Annotated in this window: 12 protein-coding genes; 2 read left to right on the forward strand and 10 right to left on the reverse strand. The window is 60.2% G+C overall.

All coding sequences use genetic code 11. The features are described from left to right. Positions 1 to 90 precede the first annotated feature (90 nt). From BOP93_RS25705 to BOP93_RS25735, 7 genes are all read right to left on the reverse strand, one after another. Positions 91 to 975 carry an ABC transporter permease subunit gene (locus tag BOP93_RS25705; protein WP_057723417.1) on the reverse strand — a complete coding sequence of 295 codons (885 nt, stop codon included), beginning with the start codon at positions 973 to 975 and terminating at the stop codon, positions 91 to 93. After that, entirely contained in the window at positions 972 to 1,892 is a 921-nt protein-coding gene (locus tag BOP93_RS25710) for an ABC transporter permease subunit (protein WP_065887049.1), read from the reverse strand. The genes BOP93_RS25705 and BOP93_RS25710 overlap by 4 nt, the downstream gene beginning before the upstream one ends. Further along, the gene (locus tag BOP93_RS25715) at positions 1,889 to 3,031 is read right to left on the reverse strand and encodes an ABC transporter ATP-binding protein (protein ID WP_057723416.1); all 1,143 of its coding nucleotides are present in this window, start codon (positions 3,029 to 3,031) and stop codon (positions 1,889 to 1,891) included. The genes BOP93_RS25710 and BOP93_RS25715 overlap by 4 nt, the downstream gene beginning before the upstream one ends. A gap of 62 nt (positions 3,032 to 3,093) precedes the next feature. Continuing rightward, complete coding sequence (locus tag BOP93_RS25720; protein WP_104505053.1) at positions 3,094 to 4,188, reverse strand: polyamine ABC transporter substrate-binding protein; 1,095 nt, start codon at positions 4,186 to 4,188, stop codon at positions 3,094 to 3,096. Between the two features lie 210 nt (positions 4,189 to 4,398). Further along, positions 4,399 to 5,493: a polyamine ABC transporter substrate-binding protein gene (locus BOP93_RS25725; protein WP_104505354.1), complete on the reverse strand. Its 1,095-nt coding sequence runs from the start codon at positions 5,491 to 5,493 to the stop codon at positions 4,399 to 4,401. Positions 5,494 to 5,642: 149 nt separating this feature from the next. Continuing rightward, positions 5,643 to 7,007, reverse strand: a complete 1,365-nt coding sequence (locus BOP93_RS25730; RefSeq protein ID WP_065887047.1) for an aspartate aminotransferase family protein — start codon at positions 7,005 to 7,007, stop codon at positions 5,643 to 5,645. Between the two features lie 57 nt (positions 7,008 to 7,064). Further along, positions 7,065 to 8,423, reverse strand: coding sequence for a glutamine synthetase family protein (locus BOP93_RS25735; protein ID WP_057723413.1), 1,359 nt, complete (start codon positions 8,421 to 8,423; stop codon positions 7,065 to 7,067). A gap of 598 nt (positions 8,424 to 9,021) precedes the next feature. On the opposite strand from BOP93_RS25735, the gene BOP93_RS25745 reads away from it, so the two are divergent. Next, a complete protein-coding gene (locus BOP93_RS25745) occupies positions 9,022 to 10,398 on the forward strand; it encodes a glutamine synthetase family protein (RefSeq protein WP_003176781.1) in 1,377 nt (458 codons plus the stop codon). Positions 10,399 to 10,620: 222 nt separating this feature from the next. Then, a complete protein-coding gene (locus BOP93_RS25750; protein ID WP_104505054.1) occupies positions 10,621 to 11,244 on the forward strand; it encodes a TetR/AcrR family transcriptional regulator in 624 nt (207 codons plus the stop codon). A 114-nt stretch (positions 11,245 to 11,358) separates the two neighbouring features. Here the strand turns inward: BOP93_RS25750 and BOP93_RS25755 are convergent, their stop codons facing one another. The 3 genes from BOP93_RS25755 to ssuC are packed head-to-tail and all read right to left on the reverse strand — an operon-like array spanning position 11,359 to position 13,185. Then, positions 11,359 to 11,574, reverse strand: coding sequence for a TOBE domain-containing protein (locus BOP93_RS25755; protein ID WP_003176783.1), 216 nt, complete (start codon positions 11,572 to 11,574; stop codon positions 11,359 to 11,361). A 19-nt stretch (positions 11,575 to 11,593) separates the two neighbouring features. Next, positions 11,594 to 12,400, reverse strand: a complete 807-nt coding sequence (ssuB, locus tag BOP93_RS25760) for an aliphatic sulfonates ABC transporter ATP-binding protein (RefSeq protein WP_065887044.1) — start codon at positions 12,398 to 12,400, stop codon at positions 11,594 to 11,596. Next, a complete protein-coding gene (gene ssuC, locus BOP93_RS25765; RefSeq protein ID WP_057723410.1) occupies positions 12,397 to 13,185 on the reverse strand; it encodes an aliphatic sulfonate ABC transporter permease SsuC in 789 nt (262 codons plus the stop codon). The genes ssuB and ssuC overlap by 4 nt, the downstream gene beginning before the upstream one ends. Positions 13,186 to 13,191 lie beyond the last annotated feature (6 nt).

Here is a 13,191-nt window from a genome sequence, read left to right on the forward strand (position 1 = left end):
GCCCCCGATAGCGGTGGATCAGTCAGCTAATCTTTGCCTGACACTCCGCCATCGGGGGCAAGCCCCCTCCCACATTGTCCCCCATCAGCTTTAGACCGGTGCCGGGGCGCGGCGCTTGTCCGGCTGCTGCCAGCCATCCGCTGCGGCTTCTTCGATGGCTTGCTGGATGGCTTTCTTGCGGTGTTCTTCGGCACGGCGGCTGAAGAACCACACCAGGAAGGTCACCAGCGACACCGCCAGCAGGATCAGGCTCGCCACCGCGTTGATCTCGGGCTTGACCCCAAGGCGCACCGCCGAGAACACTTCCATCGGCAAGGTGGTCGAACCTGGGCCCGATACGAAGCTGGCCAGTACCAGGTCGTCCAGGGACAGTGCGAACGACATCATGCCGCCCGCCGCCAGCGATGGCGCGATCATCGGGATGGTGATCAGGAAGAACACCTTCCACGGCCGTGCGCCCAGGTCCATCGCCGCTTCTTCGATCGACAGGTCCAGCTCACGCAGGCGCGCCGACACCACCACCGCCACATACGCCGCGCAGAACGTCGTGTGGGCGATCCAGATGGTGACGATGCCACGCTCCTGAGGCCAACCGATCATCTGCGCCATGGCCACGAATAGCAGCAACAGCGACAGGCCGGTAATCACCTCCGGCATCACCAGCGGCGCCGTGACCAGGCCGCCAAACAGCGTGCGGCCCTTGAACTGGCTGATGCGCGTCAGCACGAACGCCGCCAGCGTCCCCAGCGCAACGGCCGCCACCGCCGTGTAGCAGGCAATTTCCAGGGAGCGCGCCACCGAGCCCATCAGTTGGGTGTTGTCCAGCAGGCCCACGTACCACTTGATCGACCAGCCGCCCCACACCGTCACCAGCTTGGACTCGTTGAACGAGTAGATCACCAGGATCAGCATCGGCAGGTAAATGAACAGCAACCCCACGACCAGCATGAAGCTGGAGAAACGAAAGCGCTTCATATCTTGCCCTCCAGCTCTTTGGCCTGGCTGCGGTTGAACAGGATGATCGGCACGATCAGGATCGCCAGCATCACCACCGCCAGGGCGGACGCCACCGGCCAGTCACGGTTGTTGAAGAATTCCTGCCACAGCACTTTACCGATCATCAGGGTTTCCGGGCCGCCGAGCAGTTCAGGAATCACGAACTCGCCCACCACCGGGATAAACACCAGCATGCACCCGGCGATGATGCCGTTCTTGGACAGCGGCACGGTGATTTTCCAGAAGCTGTTGAAGGTGCTTGAGCCCAGGTCCGACGCCGCTTCCAGCAGGCTCTGGTCGTGTTTGACCAGGTTGGCGTACAGCGGCAGGATCATGAACGGCAGGTACGAATAGACCACGCCAATATACACCGCGATGTTGGTGTTGAGGATCTGCAGCGGTTCGTTGATCAGCCCCATGGACATCAGGAAGCCGTTGAGCAAGCCGTTGTTGCTGAGGATGCCCATCCACGCATAGACGCGGATCAGGATCGCGGTCCAGGTCGGCATCATGATCAGCAGCACCAGCACGGTTTGCATTTCCTTGCGTGCGGTGGCGATGGCGTAGGCCATCGGGTAGCCGATCAGCAGGCACAGCAGCGTGCTGAAAAAGGCCATCTTCAGCGAGCCCAGGTACGCGGCGATGTAGAGCTCGTCGCCCGCCAGCAAGCTGTAGTTGGCCAGGTTCAGCACCACTTGCAGCTTCTGCTCAACGTAGGTGTAGATCTCGGTGTAGGGCGGGATCGCCACATCGGCTTCGGCAAAGCTGATTTTCAACACGATGAAGAACGGCAGTGCGAAAAACAGGAACAGCCAGAGGAAGGGAATCCCGATGACCACCTGCTTGCCATTGGGGATTATGCGATCCAAGCGCCGCTTGAATTTCTTCATGTTCATGAGCGCAGTACCACGCCGCTGTCGTCTTCCCACCATACGTAGACCTGGTCACCCCAGGTCGGCCGCTGGCCACGGCGCTCGGCGTTGGCGACGAAGGACTGCACCAGCTTGCCGCTCGGCAGTTCCACGTAGAACACCGAGTGGCCGCCCAGGTAGGCAATGTCGTGCACCTTGCCGCTGGACCAGTTGTGCTCGCAGGTCGGCATCTGGGTGGTGACCAGCAGTTTTTCCGGGCGAATCGCGTAGGTCACCGACTTGTCTTCCACCGAGGTGGCGATGCCGTAGCCCACGTAAATGTCGCGGTCCAGGTCCGGGCACTTGAGTACCGCGTGGCCCTCGGCATCGTCCACCACCTGGGTGTCGAAGATATTGACGTTGCCGATGAACTCGCACACCAGGCGGCTGGTAGGTGTTTCGTAGATGTCGATCGGGCTACCGATCTGGGCGATCCAGCCCAGGTGCATGATCGCGATACGCTCGGCCATGGTCATGGCCTCTTCCTGGTCGTGGGTCACCATCACGCAGGTCACGCCGACGCGTTCGATGATCTCCACCAGCTCCAGTTGCATCTGCGAACGCAGCTTCTTGTCCAGCGCCCCCATCGGCTCATCGAGCAGCAGCAGTTTCGGACGCTTGGCCAGGGAGCGGGCCAATGCCACACGCTGGCGCTGACCACCGGACAGCTGGTGCGGCTTGCGCTTGGCGTACTGGCTCATCTGCACCAGCTTGAGCATCTCGGCCACGCGGGCATCCACTTCGGCCTTGGGGATCTTGTCCTGTTGCAGGCCGAAAGCAATGTTCTGCGCCACGGTCATGTGCGGAAACAAGGCGTAGGACTGGAACATCATGTTGATCGGCCGCTCATAGGGCGGCATGTCGGTGATGTCCACACCGTCGAGGTAGATGCGACCTTCAGTCGGGCGTTCGAAGCCTGCCAGCATGCGCAGCAGGGTGGACTTGCCCGAACCCGAGCCGCCGAGCAAGGCGAAGATCTCGCCTTTCTTGATTTCCAGGGACACATCGTCCACGGCAATCGTCTCGTCGAACTTCTTCGTGACCCGGTCGATTTTGACCAGCACCTTCTTCGGTGTCTGGTCGCCCTCGAGGGCTTTCTTATAGGCGCCGGAGGCAACTGCCATTTACGAAACTCCCAACAAATTTGCAGTTCGCCCCAGGTGAGCGAACTTGGATAGTTTGAGCCTTACTTGCCCGTCTTGACCTTGGTCCAGCTACGGGTCATTAAACGTTGCACCTTCGGGGGCAGCTCGACGTTGACGAATGTCCGGTCGAGTACCGCCTGCGGTGGGTAAACCGCTGCGTCGGTGCGTATCGATTGCTCCATCAGCGTGTCCGACCCGGGGTTGGGGTTGGCGTAACCGACGTAATCACTGACCTGGGCGATCACCTCAGGTTGCAGCAAATAGTTGATGAAAGCGTGGGCTTCCTTGACGTTGGCGGCGTCCTTGGGGATCGCCAGCACGTCAAACCACAGGTTGCCGCCTTCCTTGGGAATCGCGTAGGCGATGTTCACGCCTTTGCCCGCTTCGGCGGCACGTGCCCTGGCCTGGAACACATCGCCGGAAAAACCGGCGGCCACGCAGATATTGCCGTTGGCCAGGTCCGAGATGTATTTGGAGGAATGGAAGTAGGTCACGTAGGGGCGGACTTTGAGCAACTTCTCCTCGGCCTTCTTGTAGTCGGCCGGGTTGGTGCTGTTCGGGTCCAGGCCCATGTAGTTGAGGACTGCGGGCAGCATTTCATCCGCCGAATCCATGAATGAAACACCGCAGCTGGCGAGCTTCTTCATGTTTTCCGGCTCGAACAGCACGGCCCAGGAGTCGATCTTGTCGACACCCAGCACCTCCTTCACTTTGTTGACGTTGTAACCGATGCCATTGGTGCCCCACAGGTACGGCACGGCGTACGCATTGCCCGGATCGTTTTTCTCAAGGCGCTTGAGCAACGCCGGGTCGAGGTTGGCGTAGTGGGTCAGCAATGACTTGTCGAGCTTCTGGAACGCCCCGGCCTTGATCTGCTTGCCCAGGAAGTGGTTGGACGGCACCACCACGTCGTAGCCGGTACGCCCGGCGAGCAGCTTGCCTTCCAGGGTTTCGTTGGAATCGAACACGTCATACACGGGCTTGATGCCGGTGGCCTTTTCGAAATTGGCCAGGGTGTCGGGGCCGATGTAGTCCGACCAGTTATAAACATGCACAGTCGGTGCGGCCTGCACGCTGACAGCCAGCGTGATACCTGCACCCACCAGCAAGGCTTTGCGAAATAAAGAAATTGGCAAGTGGAGGTCCTCTTAAATAGTTGGGCCCAAGTTGTTGCCCGGCAACAAACCGGCGCGCAACTTACCCTCGATAAACCGATCCGGCAAAAACTTTCTGTCATTTATTTGTGGGAGGGGGCTTGCCCCCGATGGCGGTGTGTCAGTCAGCTTGCGCATGTGTTTCTGATACAGCGCCATCGGGGGCAAGCCCCCTCCCACAGGTTTTAGGGCTTATTTACCCGATTTGATCTTGGTCCAGCTGCGGGTCATTTCACGCTGGGTTGCAGCCGGCAGGTCGGCAATGGCGTAGAGCTTGGCCTGCACGTCCGCTGGTGGATAGATGCCAGGGTCGCTGGTGATGTCTTTGTCGACCAGTGCGGTGGCTTTCTCGTTACCGTTCGGGAAGCGCACGCTGTTGGTGATCGAAGCCATCACTTGCGGCTTGAGCAGGTAGTTCATGAACGCGTAGGCGGCTTCGACGTTTTCAGCATCTTTCGGGATGGCGACCATGTCGAAGAAACTGCCGGCGCCTTCTTTCGGAATGTCGTAGGCCACCTTGACCTTGCCACCGGCTTCAGCCGCGCGGGACTTGGCCTGCTGGATGTCACCCGAGTAACCCACGGCCACACAGATGTTGCCGTTGGCCAGGTCCGAGATGTACTTGGACGAGTGGAAGTAGCCAATCGAAGGACGGATTTTCAGGAACAGGTCTTCGGCTTGCTTGAGGTCGGCTTTCTTCTGAGTGTCGGTCGGCAGGCCCAGGTAATGCAGCGCAATCGGCAGCATTTCGGTCGGCGAATCGAGGAAGCTCACGCCGCAGCTTTTCAGCTTGGCGATGTTTTCCGGCTTCATCAGCACATCCCACGACTCGATCTTGTCCACGCCCAGCGCGGCCTTGACCTTCTCCGGGTTGTAGCCGATACCGATCGAGCCCCACATGTACGGGAACGCGTGCTTGTTGTCCGGGTCGCTGACCGACACGGCCTTGAGCAGGGATTTGTTCAGGTTGCTGTACTCAGGCAGCTTGGACTTGTCCAGCTCCTGGTACACGCCGGCCTTGATCTGCTTGGCCAGGAAGTTGTTCGACGGTACGACGATGTCATAGCCGGACTTGCCTGCCAGCAACTTGGCTTCCAGGGTCTCGTTGCTGTCGAACACGTCGTACACCACTTTGATGCCCGACTCCTTTTCGAAGTTGGCGATGGTGTCCGGTGCGATGTAGTCGGACCAGTTGTAGACGTGCAGGACTTTATTGTCCGCCTGGGCCGCGCCCGCCATTGCGCCCATCAGGGACAAGGCGAGGAGGGTCTTGCCAGCGTTTTTCAAACCTAATGCCTTCATTGGGTGATGCTCCGATTTTTTCTTTTTGGGCCGCACGTTGTGAATGTTTCGGGCCCAGCCAAAGGGCAACAAAACAGGACGACAGTCTGGCAAGTTCGGGGGCCCCCTTTCAACCGGCCCCCACATTTATCTACTCAGTCCTGCAATGCCGCCAACGTCAGGTCCAGGCACTGGCGGGCCTTGGTCACCAGCTCGTCGATTTCAGCCTTGCTGATCACCAGCGGCGGCGAAATGATCATGGTATCGCCCACGGCGCGCATGATCAGGCCGTTTTCGAAGCAGAAGGTTCGGCAAATCATGCCGGCGCCCTTGCCTTCGTAGCGCTTGCGCGTGGCCTTGTCCTGCACCAGCTCGATCGCACCGAGCATGCCCACACCGCGCACTTCACCCACCAGTGGATGGTCCGCCAGTTCCCGCAGACGTTTCTGCAAATACGGTGCCGTTTCTTCATGCACGCGGCTGACGATTTTTTCATCGCGCAGGATGCGGATGTTTTCCAAGGCCACCGCCGCCGCCACCGGATGCCCGGAGTAGGTGAACCCGTGGTTGAAATCGCCGCCTTCGTTGAGCACGGCCACCACGTCGTCGTGCACGATCAGGCCGCCCATGGGGACGTAGCCGGAAGTCAGGCCCTTGGCGATGGTCATCATGTGTGGCTTGAGGTCGTAGAAATCGCTGCCGAACCACTGCCCGGTACGGCCGAAGCCGCAGATGACTTCGTCGGCGACAAACAGGATGTCGTACTTGGCGAGGATTTCCTTGATGCGCGGCCAGTAGCTGTCAGGCGGCACGATCACGCCACCGGCGCCCTGGATCGGCTCGGCAATAAAGGCACCGACGTTGTCCACGCCCAGTTCCAGGATCTTCTCTTCCAACTGGTTGGCGGCCCAGATCCCAAATTCTTCAGGGCTCATGTCGCCGCCTTCGCCGAACCAGTACGGCTGGGCGATGTGGGTGATGCCCGGGATCGGCAGGTCGCCCTGCTCATGCATATAGGTCATGCCGCCCAGGCTGGCGCCGGCCACGGTGGAACCGTGGTAGCCATTCTTGCGGCTGATGATGGTTTTCTTGTTCGGCTGGCCCTTGATCGCCCAGTAGTGGCGGACCATGCGCAACATGGTGTCGTTGCCTTCGGAGCCGGAACCGGTGAAGAACACGTGGTTCATGCCGGCCGGTGCGACGTCGGAAATGACTTTGGCCAGTTCGAGTACCGGCGGGTGGGCAGTCTGGAAGAACAGGTTGTAGTACGGCAGTTCTTTCATCTGTTTGGCGGCGGCGTCGGCCAGTTCATCGCGACCGTAACCGATCGCCACGCACCACAGGCCGGCCATGCCGTCGAGGATCTTGTTGCCTTCGCTGTCCCACAGGTAAACGCCGTGGGCTTTGGTGATGATCCTTGGGCCTTTCTCTTTCAATTGCTTGAAGTCGCTGAACGGCGCGAGGTGGTGATCATTGCTCAAGGCTTGCCATTCACGGGTTTGCGGGTTGTTGCTGGACATACCGATCTCCTGGAATTTTCGGTGAAGGGCGCGCCATGTGAAGGCGCGCCCGGCGCATCAGACGGCGAAGAGCAGGAATTCCCGCTCCCACGAACTGATCACGCGCTTGAAGTTTTCATGCTCGGCCCGCTTGACCGCGACGTAGCCTGTGATGAATTTCTGCCCCAGGTATTTTTCGATGGTCTTGCTGTTTTCCATGCGTTCCAGGGCGTCCTCGATGGTCAGCGGCAGGCGCAGGTTGCGCCGCTCGTAACCACGGCCCACCACGGGTGCGCTCGGGTTATGGCCTTCGACCATGCCGATGTAGCCGCACAGCAAACTGGCGGCAATGGCCAGGTACGGGTTGGCGTCGGCGCCCGGCAAGCGGTTTTCCACGCGGCGGTTCTGCGGCCCGGCATCCGGTACGCGCAGGCCCACGGTGCGGTTTTCTTCACCCCATTCCACGTTCACCGGCGCCGAGGTGTCGGGCAGGAAGCGGCGGAATGAATTCACGTTGGGGGCGAATAAAGGCAGCAACTCGGGGATGAATTTCTGCAGGCCGCCAATATGGTTGAGGAACAGCTGGCTCATGCTCCCGTCTTCGTTGGAGAAGACGTTCTTGCCGGTGGCGATGTCGATGATGCTCTGGTGCAGGTGCATCGCGCTGCCGGGCTCGCCGGTCATGGGCTTGGCCATGAAGGTGGCGGCCACATTGTGCTTGAGCGCGGCTTCACGCATGGTGCGCTTGAACACCAGGATCTGGTCGGCCAGGGACAGCGCGTCACCGTGACGGAAGTTGATTTCCATCTGTGCGGTGCCGTCTTCGTGGATCAAGGTATCGAGGTCCAGCTCCTGCAGTTCGCACCAGTCATAGACGTCTTCGAACAGCGGGTCGAATTCGTTGGCGGCTTCTATAGAGAAGGACTGGCGCCCCGTCTCCGGGCGACCGGAACGGCCAATCGGCGGTTGCAGCGGGAAGTCCGGGTCTTCGCAGCGCTTGGTCAGGTAGAACTCCATCTCCGGCGCCACGATAGGCTGCCAGCCACGGTCGGCGTAGAGCTTGAGGACTTTCTTGAGTACGTTGCGCGGCGACAGCTCGATCGGGTTGCCTTGCTTGTCGTAGGTGTCGTGGATCACCTGGGCGGTCGGCTCGATGGCCCAGGGCACCAGGAATACCGCGTTCTGGTCGGGGCGGCAGATCATGTCGATGTCGGCCGGGTCGAGCAATTCGTAATAGATGTCGTCTTCGACATAGTCGCCGGTCACGGTCTGCAACAGAACGCTTTCGGGCAGGCGCATGCCTTTTTCGGCGATGAACTTGTTGGTCGGCGAAATCTTGCCCCGGGTGATGCCAGTGAGGTCGCCAATCATGCATTCGACTTCTGTGATCTTGTGGTCTTTCAACCAATCGGTGAGCTGGTCGAGGTTGTTACTCATAAATGCCTCTGGGCTGGGTTTCCTGGCATCCGTTAAAGGCCAGGCGTTGGTTGACGCAGCATCCGCGTCGTGTGTTCATTCAGGGTAGGAGCTTACCTGCCATTTGCTGCAACGTTGCATTCCTCACGCCAAAACTTGTGCACAATTATGATCGGCACGGCGAATGAGGGCCGGTCAGCGGCGCAGGAATGGGTAATGGGGAGATCGGACGGACCGTCAAGAATATTGGCCGCTGCGTGAGCATCCACGCGGGACGAACGGACTGCGGACAACACCTGGCTGATGCAGGCGCAGACGCCGATTGGCGGCAGGTGAAACATGAAGCACCCCGGTATTATTGCTGTTATGGGTTTGAATCGAGCTTAGCCTTGTTCATTTTTTTACACAACACCCCCGTAAAAAATACAACACGGCCCGCTCAAGCCTGCTGGTCCCAAGCCCCTGAAACCCAAAAAACCGCCCCAAAAAGCCCCAAAAAAGGCGTCACGGCGCTTTTTTAGGGCAAAAAAGGCCTCGCTTGACTTCGGCATGCCGTTCGGGTTGACTGAAACCAGAAAAGATCAATGATTGATATTTTTAACAACAAAGGTGTTGCATCATGTCGGTACCCCCGCGTGCCGTTCAGCTTAACGAAGCGAACGCGTTCCTTAAGGATCATCCTGAGGTTCTGTACGTAGACCTTCTAATTGCGGATATGAATGGTGTGGTGCGCGGCAAGCGCATCGAACGCACCAGCCTCCACAAGGTTTACGAGAAGGGCATTAACCTGCCTGCCTCTTTATTTGCCCTGGATATCAACGGCTCGACGGTGGAAAGCACCGGCCTGGGCCTGGACATCGGCGATGCTGACCGAATCTGTTATCCAATCCCCGACACCCTGTGCAATGAACCCTGGCAAAAGCGCCCTACCGCGCAACTGCTGATGACCATGCACGAACTGGAAGGTGAACCCTTCTTCGCCGATCCACGCGAAGTACTGCGCCAAGTCGTGAGCAAGTTCGACGACATGGGCCTGACCATCTGCGCCGCCTTCGAGCTTGAGTTCTACCTGATCGACCAGGAGAACGTGAACGGCCGCCCTCAACCGCCGCGCTCGCCGATCTCCGGCAAACGCCCGCATTCGACACAGGTCTACCTGATCGATGACCTCGACGAATACGTCGATTGCCTCCAGGACATTCTGGAAGGTGCCAAGGAGCAAGGCATCCCGGCCGATGCCATCGTCAAGGAAAGTGCCCCGGCGCAGTTCGAAGTGAACCTGCACCACGTGGCCGACCCGATCAAGGCCTGCGACTACGCGGTACTGCTCAAGCGCCTGATCAAGAACATCGCCTACGACCATGAGATGGACACCACCTTCATGGCCAAGCCTTACCCCGGCCAGGCAGGCAACGGTTTGCACGTGCACATCTCCATTCTGGACAAGGACGGCAAGAACATTTTTGCCAGCGAGGATCCCGAGCAGAACGCCGCATTGCGTCACGCGATCGGCGGTGTGCTCGAGACCCTGCCCGCCCAGATGGCGTTCCTGTGCCCCAACGTCAACTCCTACCGCCGTTTCGGCGCACAGTTCTACGTGCCGAATTCGCCGTGCTGGGGCCTGGACAACCGCACCGTGGCGATTCGCGTACCGACCGGCTCGTCCGATGCGGTGCGCATCGAACACCGCGTGGCCGGGGCCGATGCCAACCCTTACCTGCTGATGGCTTCGGTATTGGCCGGCGTGCACCACGGCCTGACCAACAAGATCGAACCGGGCGCGCCCGTGGAAGGCAACAGCTACGAGCAGAACGAACAGAGCCTGCCGAACAACCTGCGCGATGCCCTGCGCGAGTTGGACGACAGCGAGGTGATGGCCAAGTACATCGATCCCAAATACATCGATATCTTCGTCGCCTGTAAGGAAAGCGAGCTGGAGGAGTTCGAACACTCCATCTCCGACCTTGAGTACAACTGGTACCTGCATACCGTGTAAGCGTTTGCGGTGTTGAAGAAACGCCACAGGCTTGAGGGTCTGTGGCGTTTTTTTATGGGGTTATCCAGGGAGTCCGAGTCGGCCTCATCGGGGGCAAGCCCCCTCCCACACTTGAATGTATTCACAGATCTAACTGTGGGAGGGGGCTTGCCCCCGATGGCGGTCTGGCAGACAACGAAGATTCCTGCTCATACAATGCCCGCTGCCTTGTAGGAGACTTCCATGACAACCGCCGCCCCTCGCAAACCCCGCGCCCGCAGTCAAGCGCGGATCGACGCGATCCTGGACGCCGCCCGCGCCTTGCTGGCGGCCGAAGGCGTGGCCGGTTTGTCGATCTACAGCGTGGCCGAACGGGCGCAGATCCCGCCATCGTCGGTGTACCACTTTTTCGCCAGCGTGCCGGCACTGCTCGAGGCGTTGACGGCCGATGTGCACGCCGCCTTTCGCGCGGCCATCCAGGCGCCCATCGAACACGACTCGCTCAAGACCTGGCGCGACCTGTCCTGCATCGTCGAGCAGCGCATGCTCGCCATCTACAGCCATGACGCCGCCGCGCGCCAGTTGATCCTGGCCCAGCATGGGTTGACTGAAGTGACCCAGGCGGATCGTCAGCATGACCTGGAACTGGGCGATCTGATGTTGACGGTATTCAACCGCCACTTTGAAGTGCCGACACTACCGAGCGATGTGGATGTGTTCGCCCTGGCGCTTGAATTGAGTGACCGCGTGTATGCGCGCTCGGTGCATCAGCATGGGCAGATTACGCCGCGCATGGCGCAGGAAGGCATGCGGGTGTTTGATGCGTATGTGGGGCTTTATCTGCCGGCTTACTTGCCCAAGCGCTGAGTCTTGTGTTGGCTGGGCCGGCGTCATCGGGGGCAAGCCCCCTCCCACATTTAGATCTGTGAATACAGTCAAAGTGTGGGAGGGGGCTGGGCCCCCGATAGCGGTCTGAAGCAGTCACAGCTTGGCAATCGACACCTCAGTCGATTTCACAAAGGCAATCACCTCGCTGCCAATCACCAGCTCCAGCTCTTTCACCGAGCGCGTGGTGATTACAGACGTGACAATGCCCGAGGCCGTCTGCACGTCGATCTCCGACAACACGTCGCCCACCACGATTTCCTTGATGGTGCCTTTGAATTGGTTACGCACGTTGATGGCTTTAATAGTCATGATGGTTTTCCTGTACAGGTTATTGAGCCCAACGCAATTGCGTCGGCAGCGGTGAAACAGGTTCGGGTTCCGGCGGTGAGCCGGGCAGCGACAGCACGCGGTTGAGTACTTCAGCCTCCAGCGCGGCCAGGCGATGTGAGCCACGGGCGCGCGGGCGTGGCAGGTCGATGCTCAGGTCGAGGCCGATTTCGCCGTCTTCGATCAGGATCACCCGGTCGGCAATCGCCACGGCTTCACTGACGTCATGGGTGACCAGCAGCACGGTAAAGCCGTGTTTTTGCCAGAGGTTTTCGATCAGTTGCTGCATCTCGATCCGGGTCAGGGCATCCAGCGCCCCCAGCGGTTCGTCGAGCAGCAACAGGCGCGGCTGGTGAATCAAGGCGCGCGCCAGGGCGACGCGCTGCTTCTGCCCACCGGACAAGGCCGCCGGCCACTCATCGGCACGCTCGGCCAGGCCTACCGCCTCCAACGCCTGCAACGCCCTGGGACGCCAGTTGCCCTTGAGGCCCAGGCCGACGTTGTCGATGATCTTTTTCCACGGCAGCAGGCGCGCTTCCTGGAACATCAGCCGCGTGTCTTCGATCGCCTCGTGCAGCGGCGCGGAGCCCGCCAGCAGTTCGCCGCCACTGGCGTTGTCCAGGCCCGCCAGCAGGCGCAGCAAGGTACTTTTGCCGCAACCGCTGCGGCCGACCACGGCCACGAACTGGCCGGCAGGAATATGCAGGTCGATGTCCTTGAGCACTTCGCGAGCGCCAAAGGACTTGCGCAACTTGCGTACCGCCAGGGGGATACCCTTGAGCAGGCGCGGGGGTTGTTGAGCCGTCATGCCGCACCTCCCTTGTTCACTTGATACGCCGGGTGCCAGCGCAGCCATACCCGTTCCAGGCCACGCGCCGCCAGGTCGGCCAGCTTGCCGAGGATCGCGTACATCACGATCGCCAGCACCACCACGTCGGTTTGCAGGAATTCGCGGGCATTCATCGCCAGGTAACCGATGCCGGAACTGGCCGAGATGGTTTCCGCCACGATCAACGTCAACCACATGAAGCCCAGGGCAAAGCGCACGCCCACCAGGATCGACGGCAACGCGCCCGGCAGGATCACTTGCCAGAACAGGCTGAAGCCGGACAAACCGTAGCTGCGCGACATTTCCACCAGCGCCGGGTCGACGTTGCGGATGCCGTGGTAGGTGTTCAGGTAGATCGGAAACAATGTGCCCAGCGCTACCAGGAAAATCTTCGCGGTCTCGTCAATCCCGAACCACAGGATCACCAATGGAATCAGCGCCAGGTGCGGCACGTTGCGAATCATCTGCACCGAGCTGTCGAGCAAACGTTCGCCCCACTTCGACAGGCCGGTGATAAAGCCCAGGGCCAGGCCGATGCTGCCACCGATCACAAAGCCCAGGCCCGCGCGCCAGCCGCTGATAGCCAGGTGCGTCCAGATTTCGCCGCTGCGGACCAGGTGGATGCCAGCCTCGATGACCGCACTGGGCGCCGGCAGAATACGCGTGGACAACCACCCTGCCGTCACCGACAACTGCCACACCGCCAGCAATAGAATCGGCAGCACCCAGGGCGCCACGCGATGGCTGAGTTTCTCAAGGTTCATGGCGCC

It is taken from the genome of Pseudomonas orientalis (genome assembly GCF_002934065.1).
In the GTDB taxonomy this organism is placed as follows: Bacteria; Pseudomonadota; Gammaproteobacteria; order Pseudomonadales; family Pseudomonadaceae; genus Aquipseudomonas; species Aquipseudomonas orientalis_A.